Source organism: Pseudomonas sp. H3_E04 (assembly GCF_054668915.1).
The window spans coordinates 2,555,183-2,571,673 of sequence record NZ_CP162797.1; the positions used below are offsets into that span (position 1 = coordinate 2,555,183).

Consider the following 16,491-nt stretch of genomic DNA (forward strand, 5'->3'; position numbering starts at 1 on the left):
GGAGCTTAGTGAACGGGCAGTTCAACGCCGTCGAACAGCTCTTCCAGCTCTTGCTTGTTGTGGCACTGAATGGCCTTCGCCATGACTTCGCGGGTCAGGTGCGGGGCGAATTTCTCGATGAAGTCGCACATGAAGCCACGCAGGAAAGTGCCGCGACGGAAACCGATCTTGGTGATGCTCGACTCGAACAGCTCGCTGGCATCCAGCACCACCAGGTCGTTATCGAGTTTGGTATCGACCGCCATTTTAGCGACGATGCCCACGCCCAGACCCAGACGCACGTAAGTCTTGATCACGTCGGCGTCAGCAGCGGTGAACACCACTTTAGGCGTCAGGCCGCGATGGCTGAAGGCTTCGTCGAGCTTGGAACGGCCGGTGAAACCGAACACGTAAGTAACGATCGGGTATTCGGCCAGCGCTTCGAGGGTCAGCTTCGGCAGCTTGGTCAGCGGGTGGCCGTGGGGTACGACCACGCAGCGGTTCCAGCGGTAGCACGGCATCATCACCAGATCACCGAACAACTCCAGCGCTTCAGTGGCAATGGCGAAATCGACGGTGCCGTCAGCGGCCATTTCGGCGATCTGCATCGGCGAGCCCTGATGCATGTGCAGCGCCACGTCCGGGTATTGCTTGATGAAATTGCTGATCACCGGCGGCAGCGCGTAACGGGCCTGGGTGTGAGTGGTGGCGATCGACAGGGTGCCCTTTTTCTCGTTGGAGAATTCCTGGGCGATCTGCTTGATGCTTTCAACCTTGCGCAGGATTTCACCGGCGGTGGTGATGATGCGCTCGCCGGCCGGGGTGACGCGGGTCAGGTGCTTGCCGCTGCGGGCGAAGACTTCGACGCCCAGTTCGTCTTCCAGCAGGCGGATCTGCTTACTGATACCCGGTTGCGAGGTGTACAGGCTTTGAGCGGTAGCGGAAACGTTGAGGTCGTGGTGCGCCACTTCCCAGATGTAGCGCAGTTGTTGAAGCTTCATATCAATCCCTCAAAGCAGGTAGACGCCACGGGCATCAGCGACGGTATATAACTATATTAATGGTTTGAATAATAAATCTAGAACTTTTTTATCAAAACGCCATTATTCCTGGTTCAGCGATCCTCACGCCGCCGGCGCTCCATCAAGGGCACCAGATAAACCGGCACCTTGGCCAATTGCAGGACCCGCGCCGCCGTGCGCCCCAACGGTGTTTCCGCGCCGACGCCATGGCTGTGACTGCCGACAATCAGCAGATCGACCGAAAGCTTGTGCACCTGATCGAGAATCACCTGCGACGGATCGCCCTGCAGCACGCGCACCGCGCGAATGCGCTGCAGATCCTGCTCACCGTCGTCCCCCAGTTCTTCGCGAAAGCTGTCGAGCACCCGTTGCTCGATATTGGCGATGACTGTTTTCAGACCCTGACTATGAAATTCGTTCAATGCCTGTTCGTCGAGATAGCTTTGCAGCACCGACTCGGCAAACAGCCCCATGGGTTCCACCGCGTGTACTACATACAGATCGGCATTGAAGGTGCGCGCCAACGCCAGAGCATGCTGCATCACGAACGGTGCGTACAGACCGAGGTCGGTGGCATACAGCATTGAGCGAATCATCGGGACCTCCTCGCAAGCCAACGATGGCGGAGATTGATTCAGCTTAGCAGTGCCTTGGCGAGTACGACGTGCGACGCAACGTCCTGAATAAAAAGGCCCTAGATCGACGGTTCGTTGCTGATGCCATGGGGCACGTGGCCGGTCGCGACCACTTCGCGCGCCAGTTCGCAATGGCCGGTCTGGTCATCGAAGAACACGTCAGCGGCGAAGGCTTCGAGGAACGCCGATTTGGTCAGGCCACCGAGAAACAATGACTCGTCGAGACGGATATCCCATTCGCGCAGTGTGCGGATGACCCGCTCATGCGCCGGTGCCGAACGCGCAGTGACCAGCGCGGTGCGGATCGGGCAGTCGTCATCGGGAAACTCGCGCTGCAACAGATTGAGCGCAGCGAGGAAGCCTTTGAACGGGCCGCCACGCAATGGCTCACGCGCCGACTCGCGCTCCTTTGCCTGAAACGCTTCCAGCCCTCCGGATTGATAGACGCGCTCGGACTCGTCGGAAAAAATCACCGCGTCACCGTCAAAGGCGATGCGCAATTCATCACTGGCGGCGCGACTGGCGCCACCGGACAGAATCGTTGCAGCGGCGAACCCGGCGTCCAGTGCTGCACGCACGTCTTCGGCGTGAGTCGAGAGAAACAGGTCGCAGCCAAACGCTTTCAGATACGGATACGGACTGCGCCCGCCGACGAACGCCGCGCGAGAAATCGCCAGGCCGTAATGATGAATCGAGTTGAACACCCGCAGCCCGGTGTCGGCGCTGTTACGGGAAACCAGAATCACCTCGACCCGCGCACGGCCGAGACGGCTGTTCAGGCTCAGGAGTTTTTCCACCAGCGGGAACGCATCGCCCGGCGCGAGGATTTCGTCTTCGTGCTCGATCTGATATTGCCGATACGCTTCTACGCCGCTCGACAGGTAGACCTTGTGGCTTTCGCTCAGGTCGAACAAGGCGCGCGAGGAAATCGCCAGCACCAGTTTGTCATCGATGTTATTGGCCATGCCTTCCCCCAGAACAACCGACTTATCTATTGCGTCGGTCGATAAACCCCAAATGGCGATACAACGCCTCAATGCGCGGCAACTCGCACCCCGCCGCTTTCGCCGCCGCCAGTGGCCGGGCGTAGATCGCCTGCAGTTCCAGCGGACGCTTGTGTGCAAAGTCGTGGTACATGCTCGGCCAGTAGTCGGGCATTTTTTCCGTCATGGTGAACAGGTACTCGGCATATCCTGGCGGGATCTCGTAACCACAGGCCTTGGCACCCTGCACCACTTCGGCCATCAATGCCTGAATCGACACGCGGCTGTCGGCGTCGCTCATCAGCGCTTCAGTACCCGCGCCAAGCAATACTGAGAGTCCGTTGTAGGGAATGTTCCACACCAGTTTCTGCCAGCGTGCCTGATGCAGGTTGACCATCGCTTGAGAGTCGATGCCGGCGGCACGGAACAGCCCGGCGCCCTCCTCGACAATCGCCATGCGCGCTACTTCATCGATGGCCGAGCCGCTGTGGTAGCCGACATTGACCGCGCCAAGGGCCTGATGGGTAATCTGCCCCGGGCCTTCGCGATGCACGCAGATCAGGCACAGACCACCGAGCAGATGCAGCGAATCCGGCAACAGCGGCCGCAGGCTGTCTTCGACATCCAGACCGTTTTGCAGCAACAGCACTTTTGCATCGGGTTTAGCGGCTTGAATGATCGCCGGGGCCAGACCGGCATTACTGGTGGTCTTGGTGCCGACCAGCAGCCAGTCACACGGCGGCATGTCTTCGGCGGCGCTATAGGCATTGGCCGGATGCAGCGTCATCGGGCCGTGCACCGCACTGTTGATCTGCAAACCGCGCTCAGCCACTGCGGAAAATTCGCTGCGCAACAAGAAATGCACATCGAAACCGGCACGCGCCAGCATCACCCCGTAAAACCCACCGATCGCACCGGTACCGATAATCCCCACCACCGGTTTGCTGACTGTCTCGCTCATGGCAACTCCTCTGCTGTACGTCCCAGCGCCTGCGCCACTGCCTGGTTGAGTTCCTCAACCGTCAGGCGAGCGTGCACCGCACCAAAGAACTCACCGTCGCGCACCACAAACAGCGCCGGCAAATGAAACACCTGATAACGCTCGACCAGGCCGCCGTTGTTGCCGGCGTCGATCCAGCACAGCCGATCGATCGCCAGCGGCATGCCCGGCAACACTTCACGGGCATAGCGACAACTGGCGCAGCCGACGCTGGTGAAGATAACCAGAGAAACCCCGCGCATCGCCAGCAGCCGCTGGTCGGCGTCGAAGTCGGTCAGCTCGGATTCGACCACTATACTGGGAGAAACAATGTCAGATGGCCGACACAGGGAGTCTGTGCTCATGGGACGTTTCATTCCTCATCCGGACGAAGTGCCGGTTGAATTGACGTTACTCAAGCCTGAATGCATTTCCAGACAACAGCTGCACACTATCAGCCTCGGCGGCATCGCTTGCAATTACCACCGCGCCTGGCGCCATGGCACTGCACTGCAAGTGCGCATGCCGACGCTGAATGCCGACTTCTGCTATCCGGGCTATGTGGCCTGGTGTCTGCGCCGCAAAAAAGGCTATCTGGTGGGCATTGCCTTCACTGACGAACAGACCCTGTTCAGCGCGCGAATGGGTGAGCAGGTGTGTCAGATCGAACGCTATTCACGCATGCAGGATAGCCACGATGACTTGCAGGATATTCAGGCGCTGGCCCTGCAATGGGTCGAGGAGCACGCCGAAGAGTTCTCCCACGACAACCTGCGCAAGGCTTTTGCGCAGCCAGCGCTGGACTAAAGCACGGTTTGCCCATTGTCGAGCCGCCTCTGACGCGCTAAGGTTCGGCTCCCCCGACGCGCTAAATCTGCTGTGCTCCGCCGCGCGGGGATCGCTGGCGGCCGGCACCCGTGACCTGACGAGTAAACGATGGCTGATTTACCGATCAACGACCTAAACGTCGCCTCTAACGAGACCCTGATCACTCCCGATCAGCTCAAGCGTGATATCCCCCTGAGCGACGCTGCCCTGCGCACCGTCACCAAGGGCCGCGAAGTCATTCGCAACATTCTCGATGGCACCGACCACCGTCTGTTCGTCGTGATTGGCCCGTGCTCGATTCACGACATCAAGGCTGCCCACGAATACGCCGATCGCCTCAAGGTGCTCGCCGAGGAAGTCTCCGACACCCTCTACCTGGTCATGCGCGTGTATTTCGAAAAGCCGCGTACCACCGTCGGCTGGAAAGGTCTGATCAACGATCCGTATCTGGACGACTCGTTCAAGATCCAGGACGGTCTGCACATCGGTCGTCAGTTGCTGCTCGACCTGGCCGAGAAAGGCCTGCCGACCGCGACCGAAGCCCTCGACCCGATCTCTCCGCAGTACCTGCAGGATCTGATCAGCTGGTCGGCCATTGGCGCACGCACCACCGAATCGCAGACTCACCGCGAAATGGCTTCCGGCCTGTCTTCGGCCGTCGGCTTCAAGAACGGCACCGATGGCGGCCTGACCGTGGCGATCAACGCCTTGCAGTCGGTGTCCAGCCCGCACCGTTTCCTCGGCATCAACCAGGAGGGTGGCGTGTCGATCGTCACCACCAAAGGCAACGCCTATGGTCACGTGGTGCTGCGTGGCGGCAATGGCAAGCCTAACTATGATTCGGTCAGCGTGGCCCTGTGCGAGCAGGCGCTGAACAAGGCGAAGATCAAGCCGAACATCATGGTCGATTGCAGCCACGCCAACTCCAACAAGGACCCGGCCCTGCAACCGCTGGTGATGGAAAACGTCGCCAACCAGATCCTCGAAGGCAACCAGTCGATCATCGGCCTGATGGTCGAAAGCCATCTGAACTGGGGCTGCCAGGCAATTCCGAAAGACCTCGCCGACCTGCAATACGGCGTGTCGATCACCGATGCCTGCATCGATTGGTCCGCTACCGAAAACACCTTGCGCAGCATGCACGCCAAGCTCAAGGACGTATTGCCGAAGCGTCAGCGCACGTAAGCTGCGTTTTGCGCGCATAAAAAAACGCCGGACATTGTCCGGCGTTTTCGTGTGTGCGGTTCAGATCTTCGCGGCGCGACGCTGATGGCGTTCCATATAGCGCTCGACGTAGGAGCATGACGGAATCACCGTGTAGCCCATTTCTTCAGCGTATTGCAGCGCGCGTTCGGTCAGCGCTGCGGCAATGCCACGGCCGCGCAGGGCATTGGGCACGAAGGTGCGATAGATATCCAGGGTCTGCTTGCCCAGATCCATGTAGGTCAGGTAAGCACGATGACCGTCCACAGTGGTCTCGAATTGATGACCAGCCTGGTCATGGTGGATGGACAACGCCTCGCTCATCACTACTCCTCGCGGGTCTTGGATTGTGACCCCTACCTTACCGATGTTTTCCCGGCGAAGGAACATCTACGCCACCCCGTGTCTGATGGACACCGAGAAGAGCCACACCGATCTCGCGCAATCTGACACCTGCTGAATAGTAGGCTCCATTGGCGAAAATGCTCAAGGTACGCTCGTCATCGGACGGTTTGCGTTCAAGGGCTTCGATGCTCGCATGTTCGGTCGCAAGACAATCTTTGCGTGCCGCTTGCCTGTACATTGCCGGGAATGTTGAGACTTAAGACGTGCAACCTTTTTTAAAGTCACCTGAACATCAACAAAGATACGCGAAGCGCTTCGCAGAACCTGAACAAAAGTGTGGACGAATTCATTTAGAAAGACTTTAGCCAAAGTCGCAAAAACAGCGCGCGAGGGCGGGAACTTTTTTCGTTTGAGTCGCTCACGCCGGGGCTTGCAGCTGGATATTTTTTATACAGCGCAGTTAAAAGTTGCTCGAAAAAGAATCAACGCCTACAATTTTTTTTGCTTCTTGCGCTACGTCAGTTTACTTACTACAAGTAATGGGTAGTATGTACGCCGGCTATTTCCTCAATCGTGAGGAGACAGCCACTTAATTTGAAAGTCCTTGAAGGGGAACACGATGAACAACGTTCTGAAATTCTCTGCTCTGGCTCTGGCCGCAGTTCTGGCTACCGGTTGCAGCAGCGCATCGAAAGAAACCGAAGCACGTCTGACCGCTACTGAAGACGCAGCTGCTCGCTCCCAGGCTCGTGCAGACGAAGCTTACCGTAAAGCTGATGAAGCTCTGGCTGCTGCTCAAAAAGCACAACAGACTGCTGACGAAGCTAACGAGCGTGCTCTGCGCATGCTGGAAAAAGCTAGCCGCAAGTAATAATCCCTCGGGATTGTTATCGAGCCGATCCGGTTTTCCGGGTCGGCTTTTTTGTGCCCGGTGCTTTTCTTCGGGCACTAAAAAACCCGCCGGCGCTGCTCGCATCGGCGGGTTTCCTGTCAGCGCTTACTGTTGCAGATCGATCGGCGCACTGCTGACCATCGGCGCCGAAGTATTCGGCACGGCGATCTCTACCGGCAGGCCGTCTTCGGCCGCAACCACATCACGCACCACATCCCAGTTCATGCGCAGGTTGCTGGTGATGTCTTCACGCTTGAGCATCGCGTTGATCACCGCCGTGTGCTTGTCGACCACCGACGGATTACCCTTGTCGTCGAGCGGCGTGTGCGCTTCCAGATAGACCTTGCCGCCGCTGCGACCGAACTTGTACGGGTCGTTGATGATGCGCACCGAGGTGCCCACCGGGACCATGCCGGCCATTTCCAGCACGTTGTTGTTGAACATGCGGAAGCAGCCGTGGCTGGTGCGCATGCCGATGCCGAACTTCTTGTTCGAACCGTGGATCAGGTAGCCCGGTGTGCCGAGGGTGAACTTGAACGGCCCCAGCGGGTTGTCAGGACCGGCCGGCACCACATTCGGCAGCGGATCACCGTCAGCGGCGTGTTCGGCCTTGATCGAAGCCGGAGGCGTCCACGTCGGGTTCGGTGTCTTGGCGATGATCGACGTGTGCGCGATCGGCGAGCCCCAACCCTCGCGGCCGATACCCAGCGGGAAGGTGTACACCACGTCGCGGCCTTTCGGGTAGTAATAGAGACGGTATTCGGCAAGATTGATGACGATGCCTTCACGCGGGCCCGGCGGCAGGATGAAGCGCGTCGGCAGGACGATCTCGGTACCGGCGCCCGGCAGCCAGGCATCAATGCCCGGATTGGCCGCAACCATTTCCGAATAGCCCAGATCGTAGGTAGTGCCCAGGTCGGCGAAGGTGTCTTCGTACTTGGCTTTGATCACCTGCACCTGGCCGACGATGTCCTCGCCGGGCGGTGGCAGGGGAAGCTCCAATGCAGCAACGGGACCGGCCACACACAGGGCGGCAAGTGACAGGCAGCGGGTGACGGCAGGAAAGCGCGGCAACATCCGGAAAATCCTTCGCATGATCATCAAGGGTATAAGGGCGCGATTGTACACTGCGGCCTGGGGATTCGGGAGACACGCCGATAGACCGTGTCGCGCCCTGAAAGATCGCAGCCTCGTTGCACTCGTCAGCTCCTACATTTGCAACGCATTCCCTGTAGGAGCTGACGAGTGCAACGAGGCTGCGATCTTTTGATCTTAAAGTTCGAATCGCAGCTCAGGCCAGATCGGCGACGTACCGCGCTTCTGCGACTCGAGAATCGCCCGGCACAGCGAGCACAGGCGCTGATCCTGGAACACCCGCCGATCAACATTCGACCAGCGCGGTTGCGCCGGCAACAGACTGCCGCAGAGCGTGCGGTCAGCCGAGCCACCGAGTTCCAGCTGACGCGTCACCAGATGCACTCGCACTTCCTGGCAGGCGAACAGGTCCAGCTGCTCGTCAGGCTCGATCAGTTGGTAGGCAAACAGGGACCAGGCAGGACGCGGCATCGGGGGCTCCAAATTAGGGGGCGCCACATTAGCCGAAAGCCTGCCTCTAGAAAAGCCTCATAACAGCGGTTTTAGCGTCGGCCAGACATTTTCCAGCAACTTGCCCTGAGCCCCGGCAGCCGGGTGCAGACCATCAGCCTGCATCAGGTCCGGATGACCACCGACACCTTCGAGAAAAAACGGCACCAGCGGGATGTTTTTCTCTTCGGCGAGCTTGCCGTAAACCTCGGCGAACGAATCGGTGTAACGCTTGCCATAGTTGGGTGGCAGCTGCATGCCGAGCAGCAGCACTTTTGCGCCGCTCTGGCGTGAGCTGTCGATCATCGAGGCAAGATTTTGTTGCAATTGTGTTGGCGGCATCCCGCGCAGGCCGTCGTTGCCACCCAACTCGAGGATTACCAGCTCCGGCTGATGCTCTGCAAGCAGCGCCGGCAGCCGCGCCTGGCCTCCGGCGCTGGTGTCGCCACTTATAGAGGCGTTGACCACTTTATCGTCAAAACCCTCCTGTTTGAGCCGCTGCTCGAGCAGCGACACCCACCCCAGACGGGTATCCAGGCCGAAACCGGCGCTGATACTATCGCCAACGATCAGGACAGTACCCGCCGCTGCGTTCTGGGCCATGCACATCAAGGCCAGGCCAGCACTCAAAAACCATACACGCATCGGATTCTCCATGGGCGCAAGCATTCTCACCGCGAAGAACCTCAGCAAAGTGGTCCCTAGCGCGGAAGGTGAACTGACTATCCTGCACGAACTCAGCCTGGAACTGAACAAGGGCGACAGCCTGGCCATCGTCGGCGCGTCCGGTTCCGGCAAATCCACCCTCCTCGGCCTGCTCGCCGGCCTCGACCTGCCGAGCAGCGGCGAAGTCACCCTCGCTGGCCAGGGCCTGAGCAATCTCGATGAAGACCAGCGTGCACGAATCCGCGCCGAGCACGTGGGGTTTGTCTTCCAGTCGTTTCAGTTGCTCGACAGCCTCAATGCTCTGGAAAACGTCATGCTGCCGCTTGAACTCGACGGCCGCAAAGATGCCCGCGAGCGCGCTACGCAATTGCTCCAGCGCGTCGGTCTCGGCCAGCGCCTGACCCATTCGCCGCGCCAGCTCTCCGGCGGTGAACAGCAACGTGTAGCCATCGCCCGCGCCTTCGCTGCCGAACCGGACGTGCTGTTCGCTGACGAGCCGACCGGCAACCTCGACAGCCACACCGGCGAGCGCATCAGCGACTTGCTGTTCGAGCTGAACAAGGAACGCGGCACCACCCTGGTGCTGGTGACCCACGACGAGCGCCTGGCCCATCGCTGCCGGCGCCTGATCCGTCTTGAAGCCGGGCTGCTGGTCGCCCCTCTGGAGCCTTGATGGCACGTCTGCCGCTGTTGCGTCTGTTCAGCCTTGCCCTGCGCCAGCTCATGCGCGATGCCCGCGCCGGTGAGCTGCGCGTGTTGTTCTTTGCGCTGGTGGTGGCCGTCGCGGCGAGCACCGCAATCGGCTATTTCGGCGCCCGCCTCAATGGCGCAATGATGCTGCGCGCTACCGAGTTTCTTGGCGCTGATCTGGTACTGGAAGGCAGCTCGCCAGCCCGCGAGGAGCAAATCCGCAGCGGCACGGAACTGCGCCTCAATCATGCGCAAGTGGTGGAGTTCTCCAGTGTCATTGCCACTGACAACGGCATTCAGTTGTCCAGCATCAAAGCCGTCGATCGTGCCTATCCATTGCGTGGCGAGCTGAAAAGCGCGCCCGCACCCTTTGCCCAGGAAGAAATCGGCGGCGAACCGCAACCCGGTGAAGCCTGGGTCGAGGCGCGCCTGTTGGCCGCGCTGGATCTGAAAATCGGCGACAGCATCGATGTCGGCATGAAGACCTTGAAGCTGACCCGCGTGCTGACCTACGAGCCGGATCGCGCCGGCAACTTCTACAGCCTGACGCCAAGGGTGCTGATCAACCTCGATGACCTCGCCGCTACCGGCGTGGTGCAACCGGGCAGCCGGGTGAGTTATCGCGAACTCTGGCGCGGCGAAACGCAGGCGCTGGAAACCTATCGCGAGCTGATCAAACCGGGCCTTGCTGCAAACCAGAGAATTCAGGATGCCCGTGACGGTAACCGGCAAATCGGCGGTGCGCTGGGCAAGGCTGAACGTTATCTGAATATGGCCAGCCTGGTAGCGGTGTTGTTGGCCGGGGTAGCAGTGGCATTGTCGGCCAACCGTTTCGCCAGTCGGCGTTTCGACGCCAGTGCCTTGCTGCGCTGCCTCGGCTTATCGCGCCGGGAAACCATGGTGCTGTTCAGCCTGCAACTGACTGTGCTTGGACTGGTGGCGGCAGTCAGCGGCGCCCTGCTCGGTTGGCTGGCGCAGCTGGGTCTGTTCGCGTTGCTGCATGATTTGCTACCAAGTGACGTGCCACCGGGAGGCCTGTTTCCGGCGATGGCCGGGATTGGCACAGGACTGGTGGCGCTAGCCGGTTTTGCCTTGCCGCCATTGGCTGCACTGGGTCGCGTGCCACCGCTGCGAGTGTTGCGCCGCGACATGCTGCCGATTCCCTCGAGTACGTGGATGGTCTATGGCGCGGCGTTGGGTGCGCTGGGCCTGATCATGTGGCGTCTGAGCCTCGACCTGCTGCTGACCTTCGCCCTGCTCGGCGGCGGTGTGGTCGCCGCGCTGGTGCTGGGCGGCCTGCTCTTGTTGCTGCTGCAAAGCCTGCGCCGCATGCTGGCCCGCGCCTCGTTGCCATGGCGGTTGGGCCTGGGCCAGTTGTTGCGGCATCCATTGGCAGCGGCCGGGCAGTCGCTGGCGTTCGGTCTCATCCTGTTGTCGATGGCGCTGATCGCCTTGCTGCGCGGCGAACTGCTCGACACCTGGCAGAACCAGTTGCCGAAAAATGCGCCGAACTACTTCGCGCTGAATATCCTCCCGGCGGACAAACAGGCCTTCGCCGATCACCTGATCAAGGTGTCGGCGCAAGCGGCGCCGTTGTATCCGGTGGTGCCGGGTCGGTTGATCAGCATCAATGGCGAAGCGGTACAACAGATCGTCAGCAAGGACTCGGCCGGTGACCGCGCCATCCAGCGTGACCTGAGCCTGACCTGGGCGGCGGATCTGCCGGCCGGCAACAAGCTCACCGCCGGCTCGTGGTGGAGCGGTCAGCCGTCCGACGACGTGCCGGGGGTTTCGGTGGAAGGCAAGGTTGCCGAAAGCCTGAAACTCAAACTCGGCGATCACATGGTGTTCAGTGTCGGCGGGGTCAACCGGGAAGCGAAGGTCACCAGCCTGCGCGAGATCAACTGGGACAACTTCCAGCCGAACTTCTTCATGATCTTCCAGCCCGGCACCTTGAAGGATCTGCCGGCGACCTACCTGACCAGTTTCTACCTGGCGCCGGGGCATGATCAGCAGATCGTCGAGCTGTCGCGGACCTTCCCGGCGGTGACCATCCTGCAGGTAGAAGCATTGCTCGAACAGCTGCGCAGCATCCTCGCTCAGGTCACCCTGGCGGTGGAATATGTGTTGTTGTTTGTTCTGGCGGCGGGGATGGCAGTGCTGTTCTCGGGCCTGCAAGCGACGCTGGATGAACGCATTCGTCAGGGTGCGCTGTTACGCGCGCTGGGCGCCGAGCGGCAGTTGCTGATCAAGGCGCGGCGGATCGAATTCGGTTTGTTGGGCGCGGTCAGCGGCTTGCTCGCGGCGATCGGTTCGGAGGTGGTGAGTCTGGTGCTGTACCGCTTCGCCTTTGACCTGCCATGGCATCCGCATCCGTGGTTGCTGGTGCTACCGCTGATTGGCGCCGCGTTGATCGGTGGCGCCGGCGTATTCGGCACGCGTCGGGCACTGAACGCCAGCCCGCTGACAGTGTTGCGCGAGGGTTGATAGACTCACGCGGTCTTAATCACAAGAAGTCGCCATGAGCCGTTATCGCCCTCCCCGCACCGCCGGCACCGCGCTGATCACCCCCGAGGGTGAAGCGCGGATGCGCGCCGAATTCCATGAGTTGTGGCATGTGCGTCGCCCGCAGGTCACCCAGGCTGTGAGTGAAGCGGCGGCCCAGGGCGATCGTTCGGAAAACGCCGAATACACCTACGGCAAGAAGATGCTGCGCGAAATCGACAGCCGCGTGCGCTTTCTCACCAAACGCCTGGAAGCGCTGAAGGTGGTCAGCGAAAAACCCAGCGATCCGAACAAGGTCTATTTCGGCGCCTGGGTCACCATCGAAGACGAAGACGGCAAGCAATCGCGCTACCGCATCGTCGGCCCCGATGAACTGGACCTCAAACTCGGCTTGATCAGCATCGACTCGCCGCTGGCCCGCGCCTTGATCGGCAAGGCACTGGACGCGGAAGTGCGGGTGCAGACGCCGACCGGCGAGCAGTTCGTTTACATCGTCGCGATTGAATATCCGTAAGACCGATCAGCGCCGAGTGATCAGGCCCTGCCGCGCTACGCGGGTCAGCTGCTTGATCATTTCCGGCGCATCTTCTGCGCTCGGCGCTTGAATCACCGCCAGATCAAAGCTGTCAGTGGCGAAACGCGCCAGCGACTCGCCGTCATCGACAAACTGGATCAGGAACGCGGCAGGACCGCCGCTGCGACGTGGCCAGCCATCGAGATAACGTAACAGCGTCGGCTGGTGTTTGCCGCCAAGAAGGATTTTCGGGTTGCGCTGGGTGACATGTGCCGTGATCGGCGCGGGACGTGCTGGAGGGCGTAGTGCGTTCATCGTGTCGTGTCTCTGCCTCAAAAGTCTGCATGGCAGGTGAGAGGCAACACCGAACCAGCGCTTTAGCGGTATTTCGAAGCCCTGTTCCGGCTTCTGACGGTAACTGTAGAAGTCACCTGGCGCCCCGCAAGTAGCTGTTTAAATCGGCGCATGGGCAACATCCTAGAGAACGTGACCGATCAGTGTCAAGAATCCCCCGCAACAAAAAAAGGCCCGCGCAATGCGGGCCTTTGCCTTGAGCCAGAGCCTTCAACCGGCGATGGCGCGATCCGCCGAGAGCTTGCCGGCACCTTCGATCAGTACCGCGATGCTGCCGGCCAGCAGAGCCAGAGCGAACTCATAACCGTTGTTGGCCATGAACAGACCGTTGCCGATGTGCACCGAGAAGATCGCCACCAGCGAGAGGAACGCCAGACCAAGTGCCGCCGGGCGTACCAACAGGCCGATGATCAGCGCCAGACCGGCGAAGAACTCGGTACCGCCGGCCAGCGAGGCCATCAGATAGCCCGGGGTCAGGCCAATGCTTTCCATCCATTGCGCGGTGCCGGCCAGGCCGTAACCACCGAACAGACCAAAGAGTTTCTGCGAACCGTGGGCGGCGAAGATCACGCCGACAGCAATGCGCAGGACAGTCAGGCCGTAACCGGCGCGGGTGAACAGAACCTTGTTGATCAGAGAGCTCATGGTGCATTCCTTGTTGTGCAGAAGTGTTTGTGTGTTTGGGTTGGTCGCTATATTAATCAGTTTATTTCATGTTTAAAGCGCAAAAATTTCGCCATAACAATCGGATTATTAGATTATTTACGTGTGACCACTTTCTGCTGCCGGGGCTCGAGCGACTCACGCTCCCGGTCGAATGCCAGGTAATACTTGTTCACGCTATTAACATAGCTGACGGCGCCCATCCCCACCTGCTCCATGGCAATGCGCTCGACCTGAAAGAACCACTGGTTGGGATTGAGACCACGGCGGCGGGCTTCAGCGCGCATGCCCTGCACGCGCTCGGGGCCGATGTTGTAAGCGGCGAGGGTGAACGCCATGCGCTCACGCTCGTTGAGTTTCGGGCTGCTGAAGAACTTGCGGCGGATCATCGCCAGGTACTTGGCGCCGGCCTGCACATTCGCATCGAGATTCTGGATATTGCTCACGCCGACCCGCTGCGCGGCAGACGGGGTGATCTGCATCAACCCGGTCGGGCCGCTGCCGCTGCGGGCATTGGGCTGCAGACGCGATTCCTTGAACGCCAGCGCCGCCAGGTTAAGCCAGTCCATGTTCTGCGCGTCGGCGTGCTTTTGCAGGGTCGGACGAAGTTTTTCCAGCCGCTGGCGATCGCCTTTGGCCAGCGGATTGTGCACTTGATAGAGACGGCGATAAATGCGCAGGAACGCGGCGTCTTCGTCCGACGGCTTCTTGTAGCCGGTGAGGAAGCGATCGATGCTCGCGCGCAACATCGACGCATCGCGCCGGACAAACCAATGTTCTTCGCCCGGCTCGCCGAGGCTCAGTTGCCGATCGAGGCGCAGCTTCGGCAGGATTTTGCCCCAACGCTCGGCAATCGGTTGCTCGACAATGGTCAGGTGGAAAATCCCGCCCTGGACCATCTCCAGCACGTCTTCGACCGCCAGCGTCGGATCGACCCACTCGATGTTGATCGGCGCCAGTTTGTGCAGTGCGAGCTTCTGGTTGAGCTGACTGACCACCTCCCCCGCCGCACTGCCGGTAGGCAAGGCCAAGGTCTTGCCGGACAGTTGCTCGACCTTGGTGTACCGGCGCTGGCCCTTGATGCCGACCAGCACCAGCGGCACGTTGCTGGCAATCGGCTCACTGCTGGCTACTGCATAGCCCGATGGCAGATCGAGCAGTTCACCGGGCGCGACCATGTCGCCTTCGCCGCGCTGCAAAGCGCCGAGCAATTGATCCTTGGCTTTGGGAATGATCTTGAGGGTGACTTCCTGGCCGTCACGAGCATGGCCATTGAGGTATTGCTCGAACGCGCGCAGTCGGTGGTACTCGACACCGATGGCCTGGCCCTGAACTTCGCCGGAGCTGTTGCGGCTCTGATTGACCAACACCCGCAACACGCGGCTGCTGCGAATGTCCGAGAGGTCGCGAACCTTGCTCGCCGGCACGGCTTGCAACGGCCCGGGCAGGCGCGCGGCCGCCGTCATCGGCAGCAGCAACGCAGCACACAACAGCAGCAGAACCGAGGGACGATGCATCCACTCTCCGAAAAGAATACGGGGCGATTCGTCGCAAAAGAGACGACATCACCGACGAAAACAGAGCGCTTTGAGCGCTGATAAAGTGCGTGAGACTGGCACAGTGATGGCATTGTCGCCACCCCGGAGTCCCCCGCGGCCTCAACAGACAGCCATAAGTCTTTGTAGTTCTTGGCTTTTCTTATAAATCTACAGCTCTGATATGCTTTCCGGCCTTCGGCCCGAGGTAGCACCATGCAACTCATCGATATCGGCGTCAACCTGACCAACCCCAGTTTCGCCGACAAACACCAGACTGTGCTCGACCGCGCTTATGCCGCAGGCGTTTGCCAATTGGTGCTGACCGGCACCAGCGTCGAGGGTAGCGAGCAGGCGCTGGAACTCTGCCAGCAACTGGATGAAAGCGGCCAACGACTGTTCGCCACCGCCGGTATTCACCCCCATTCGGCCAGCGACTGGAACGCTGACAGTGCTCGTCGCCTGCGCAGTCTGCTGAACGAATCCAATGTCGTCGCGGTGGGCGAATGCGGGCTGGATTTCAACCGCGATTTCTCCCCGCGCCCGCAACAGGAAAAGGTTCTCGAAGAACATCTGGCGCTGGCCGTCGAGCTGCAGTTGCCGGTGTTCCTGCATGAGCGCGATGCCAGCCAGCGCCTGCTGGAGATCCTCAAGGACTTCCGCGATCAACTGCCGGCGGTGGTGGTGCATTGCTTCACTGGCGAGCAGAAAGCCCTGTTCAGCTACCTCGATCTGGATCTGCACATCGGCATCACCGGCTGGATCTGCGACGAACGCCGTGGCACGCATCTGCATCCGCTGGTCAAAGAGATCAAAGCGGGACGGCTGATGCTGGAAAGCGACGCGCCGTATCTGCTCCCGCGTACGCTGCGGCCGAAGCCGAAAAACGGCCGTAACGAGCCGGCGTATCTGACCGACGTGTTGCGCGAGGTGGCGTTGCACCGTGGCGAGACCGAGGAAGCGCTGGCCGCGCATACAACCGCGTGTGCCCGGGCGTTTTTTAAACTCCCCATTCTCCCCTGACTGCACACGTCCCCCGTGGGAGCGAGCCTGCTCGCGAAGGCGGTGGATCAGCTACAAATGGGCTGAATGACGCAACGCTTTCGCGAGCAGG

Annotated in this window: 19 protein-coding genes; 7 read left to right on the forward strand and 12 right to left on the reverse strand. The window is 60.4% G+C overall.

Features of this window, described 5'->3' with window-relative positions:
* Positions 1-5: 5 nt before the first annotated feature.
* The 5 genes from cysB to AB4N53_RS11430 all read right to left on the reverse strand — a co-directional run bounded on the left by cysB (position 6) and on the right by AB4N53_RS11430 (position 3,963).
* Complete coding sequence (gene cysB / locus AB4N53_RS11410; RefSeq protein WP_016770873.1) at positions 6-980, reverse strand: HTH-type transcriptional regulator CysB; 975 nt, start codon at positions 978-980, stop codon at positions 6-8.
* A 113-nt stretch (positions 981-1,093) separates the two neighbouring features.
* Positions 1,094-1,597 (reverse strand): universal stress protein, encoded by a 504-nt coding sequence (locus AB4N53_RS11415; RefSeq protein ID WP_016770874.1) that lies wholly within the window; start codon positions 1,595-1,597, stop codon positions 1,094-1,096.
* Between the two features lie 98 nt (positions 1,598-1,695).
* A complete protein-coding gene (locus tag AB4N53_RS11420) occupies positions 1,696-2,601 on the reverse strand; it encodes a 5'-nucleotidase (protein ID WP_039759920.1) in 906 nt (301 codons plus the stop codon).
* Between the two features lie 22 nt (positions 2,602-2,623).
* Positions 2,624-3,580 (reverse strand): putative 2-dehydropantoate 2-reductase, encoded by a 957-nt coding sequence (locus AB4N53_RS11425; protein ID WP_460120568.1) that lies wholly within the window; start codon positions 3,578-3,580, stop codon positions 2,624-2,626.
* Positions 3,577-3,963, reverse strand: a complete 387-nt coding sequence (locus AB4N53_RS11430; RefSeq protein ID WP_460120570.1) for a thioredoxin family protein — start codon at positions 3,961-3,963, stop codon at positions 3,577-3,579. The genes AB4N53_RS11425 and AB4N53_RS11430 overlap by 4 nt, the downstream gene beginning before the upstream one ends.
* Between AB4N53_RS11430 and AB4N53_RS11435 the strand changes: the two genes are divergently transcribed.
* Both AB4N53_RS11435 and AB4N53_RS11440 read left to right on the forward strand, forming a co-directional pair.
* The gene (locus AB4N53_RS11435; protein ID WP_039759926.1) at positions 3,962-4,405 is read left to right on the forward strand and encodes a PilZ domain-containing protein; all 444 of its coding nucleotides are present in this window, start codon (positions 3,962-3,964) and stop codon (positions 4,403-4,405) included. The genes AB4N53_RS11430 and AB4N53_RS11435 overlap by 2 nt on opposite strands.
* Positions 4,406-4,534: 129 nt before the next feature.
* The gene (locus AB4N53_RS11440; RefSeq protein ID WP_016770878.1) at positions 4,535-5,611 is read left to right on the forward strand and encodes a 3-deoxy-7-phosphoheptulonate synthase; all 1,077 of its coding nucleotides are present in this window, start codon (positions 4,535-4,537) and stop codon (positions 5,609-5,611) included.
* A 60-nt stretch (positions 5,612-5,671) separates the two neighbouring features.
* On the opposite strand, the gene AB4N53_RS11445 is transcribed toward AB4N53_RS11440, so the two are convergent.
* The gene (locus AB4N53_RS11445) at positions 5,672-5,953 is read right to left on the reverse strand and encodes a GNAT family N-acetyltransferase (RefSeq protein WP_016770879.1); all 282 of its coding nucleotides are present in this window, start codon (positions 5,951-5,953) and stop codon (positions 5,672-5,674) included.
* A gap of 640 nt (positions 5,954-6,593) precedes the next feature.
* Here AB4N53_RS11445 and oprI point away from each other — a divergent pair.
* Entirely contained in the window at positions 6,594-6,845 is a 252-nt protein-coding gene (gene oprI / locus AB4N53_RS11450) for an outer membrane lipoprotei OprI (protein WP_003183784.1), read from the forward strand.
* 126 nt (positions 6,846-6,971) lie between these two features.
* Here the strand turns inward: oprI and AB4N53_RS11455 are convergent, their stop codons facing one another.
* From AB4N53_RS11455 to AB4N53_RS11465, 3 genes are all read right to left on the reverse strand, one after another.
* Positions 6,972-7,943 (reverse strand): L,D-transpeptidase family protein, encoded by a 972-nt coding sequence (locus AB4N53_RS11455; protein WP_024013783.1) that lies wholly within the window; start codon positions 7,941-7,943, stop codon positions 6,972-6,974.
* 195 nt (positions 7,944-8,138) lie between these two features.
* Complete coding sequence (locus AB4N53_RS11460; protein WP_039759936.1) at positions 8,139-8,432, reverse strand: hypothetical protein; 294 nt, start codon at positions 8,430-8,432, stop codon at positions 8,139-8,141.
* Between the two features lie 57 nt (positions 8,433-8,489).
* A complete protein-coding gene (locus tag AB4N53_RS11465) occupies positions 8,490-9,095 on the reverse strand; it encodes an arylesterase (protein WP_460120573.1) in 606 nt (201 codons plus the stop codon).
* A gap of 10 nt (positions 9,096-9,105) precedes the next feature.
* On the opposite strand from AB4N53_RS11465, the gene AB4N53_RS11470 reads away from it, so the two are divergent.
* From AB4N53_RS11470 to greB, 3 genes are read left to right on the forward strand one after another with little or no spacing between them, the layout of a single operon-like run.
* A complete protein-coding gene (locus AB4N53_RS11470) occupies positions 9,106-9,789 on the forward strand; it encodes an ABC transporter ATP-binding protein (RefSeq protein WP_016770883.1) in 684 nt (227 codons plus the stop codon).
* Positions 9,789-12,293 (forward strand): ABC transporter permease, encoded by a 2,505-nt coding sequence (locus AB4N53_RS11475; protein WP_460120574.1) that lies wholly within the window; start codon positions 9,789-9,791, stop codon positions 12,291-12,293. The genes AB4N53_RS11470 and AB4N53_RS11475 overlap by 1 nt, the downstream gene beginning before the upstream one ends.
* Positions 12,294-12,327: 34 nt before the next feature.
* Positions 12,328-12,825, forward strand: a complete 498-nt coding sequence (gene greB, locus AB4N53_RS11480) for a transcription elongation factor GreB (RefSeq protein ID WP_016770885.1) — start codon at positions 12,328-12,330, stop codon at positions 12,823-12,825.
* A 6-nt stretch (positions 12,826-12,831) separates the two neighbouring features.
* On the opposite strand, the gene AB4N53_RS11485 is transcribed toward greB, so the two are convergent.
* The 3 genes from AB4N53_RS11485 to AB4N53_RS11495 all read right to left on the reverse strand — a co-directional run bounded on the left by AB4N53_RS11485 (position 12,832) and on the right by AB4N53_RS11495 (position 15,359).
* The gene (locus AB4N53_RS11485; protein WP_041478394.1) at positions 12,832-13,140 is read right to left on the reverse strand and encodes a hypothetical protein; all 309 of its coding nucleotides are present in this window, start codon (positions 13,138-13,140) and stop codon (positions 12,832-12,834) included.
* A gap of 249 nt (positions 13,141-13,389) precedes the next feature.
* On the reverse strand, positions 13,390-13,824 hold the full coding sequence (locus AB4N53_RS11490) for a DoxX family protein (protein WP_039759946.1): 435 nt from the start codon (positions 13,822-13,824) through the stop codon (positions 13,390-13,392).
* A gap of 113 nt (positions 13,825-13,937) precedes the next feature.
* On the reverse strand, positions 13,938-15,359 hold the full coding sequence (locus AB4N53_RS11495) for an MltF family protein (RefSeq protein WP_460120577.1): 1,422 nt from the start codon (positions 15,357-15,359) through the stop codon (positions 13,938-13,940).
* Positions 15,360-15,593: 234 nt separating this feature from the next.
* Between AB4N53_RS11495 and AB4N53_RS11500 the strand changes: the two genes are divergently transcribed.
* The gene (locus AB4N53_RS11500) at positions 15,594-16,400 is read left to right on the forward strand and encodes a TatD family hydrolase (RefSeq protein ID WP_460120579.1); all 807 of its coding nucleotides are present in this window, start codon (positions 15,594-15,596) and stop codon (positions 16,398-16,400) included.
* The last annotated feature ends 91 nt before the right edge of the window (positions 16,401-16,491 follow it).

Excerpts from the sequence above, each read along its gene's own strand:
- greB (WP_016770885.1), top strand. The coding sequence starts at position 12,328 with ATGAGCCGTTATCGCCCTCCCCGCACCGCCGGCACCGCGCTGATCACC.
- AB4N53_RS11490 (WP_039759946.1), bottom strand. The coding sequence starts at position 13,824 with ATGAGCTCTCTGATCAACAAGGTTCTGTTCACCCGCGCCGGTTACGGC.
- AB4N53_RS11465 (WP_460120573.1), bottom strand. The coding sequence starts at position 9,095 with ATGCGTGTATGGTTTTTGAGTGCTGGCCTGGCCTTGATGTGCATGGCC.
- AB4N53_RS11460 (WP_039759936.1), bottom strand. The coding sequence starts at position 8,432 with ATGCCGCGTCCTGCCTGGTCCCTGTTTGCCTACCAACTGATCGAGCCT.
- AB4N53_RS11485 (WP_041478394.1), bottom strand. The coding sequence starts at position 13,140 with ATGAACGCACTACGCCCTCCAGCACGTCCCGCGCCGATCACGGCACAT.
- AB4N53_RS11440 (WP_016770878.1), top strand. The coding sequence starts at position 4,535 with ATGGCTGATTTACCGATCAACGACCTAAACGTCGCCTCTAACGAGACC.
- AB4N53_RS11500 (WP_460120579.1), top strand. The coding sequence starts at position 15,594 with ATGCAACTCATCGATATCGGCGTCAACCTGACCAACCCCAGTTTCGCC.
- AB4N53_RS11495 (WP_460120577.1), bottom strand. The coding sequence starts at position 15,359 with ATGCATCGTCCCTCGGTTCTGCTGCTGTTGTGTGCTGCGTTGCTGCTG.
- AB4N53_RS11455 (WP_024013783.1), bottom strand. The coding sequence starts at position 7,943 with ATGTTGCCGCGCTTTCCTGCCGTCACCCGCTGCCTGTCACTTGCCGCC.
- AB4N53_RS11470 (WP_016770883.1), top strand. The coding sequence starts at position 9,106 with ATGGGCGCAAGCATTCTCACCGCGAAGAACCTCAGCAAAGTGGTCCCT.
- AB4N53_RS11435 (WP_039759926.1), top strand. The coding sequence starts at position 3,962 with ATGGGACGTTTCATTCCTCATCCGGACGAAGTGCCGGTTGAATTGACG.
- AB4N53_RS11425 (WP_460120568.1), bottom strand. The coding sequence starts at position 3,580 with ATGAGCGAGACAGTCAGCAAACCGGTGGTGGGGATTATCGGTACCGGT.
- cysB (WP_016770873.1), bottom strand. The coding sequence starts at position 980 with ATGAAGCTTCAACAACTGCGCTACATCTGGGAAGTGGCGCACCACGAC.
- oprI (WP_003183784.1), top strand. The coding sequence starts at position 6,594 with ATGAACAACGTTCTGAAATTCTCTGCTCTGGCTCTGGCCGCAGTTCTG.
- AB4N53_RS11445 (WP_016770879.1), bottom strand. The coding sequence starts at position 5,953 with ATGAGCGAGGCGTTGTCCATCCACCATGACCAGGCTGGTCATCAATTC.
- AB4N53_RS11475 (WP_460120574.1), top strand. The coding sequence starts at position 9,789 with ATGGCACGTCTGCCGCTGTTGCGTCTGTTCAGCCTTGCCCTGCGCCAG.
- AB4N53_RS11415 (WP_016770874.1), bottom strand. The coding sequence starts at position 1,597 with ATGATTCGCTCAATGCTGTATGCCACCGACCTCGGTCTGTACGCACCG.
- AB4N53_RS11420 (WP_039759920.1), bottom strand. The coding sequence starts at position 2,601 with ATGGCCAATAACATCGATGACAAACTGGTGCTGGCGATTTCCTCGCGC.
- AB4N53_RS11430 (WP_460120570.1), bottom strand. The coding sequence starts at position 3,963 with ATGAGCACAGACTCCCTGTGTCGGCCATCTGACATTGTTTCTCCCAGT.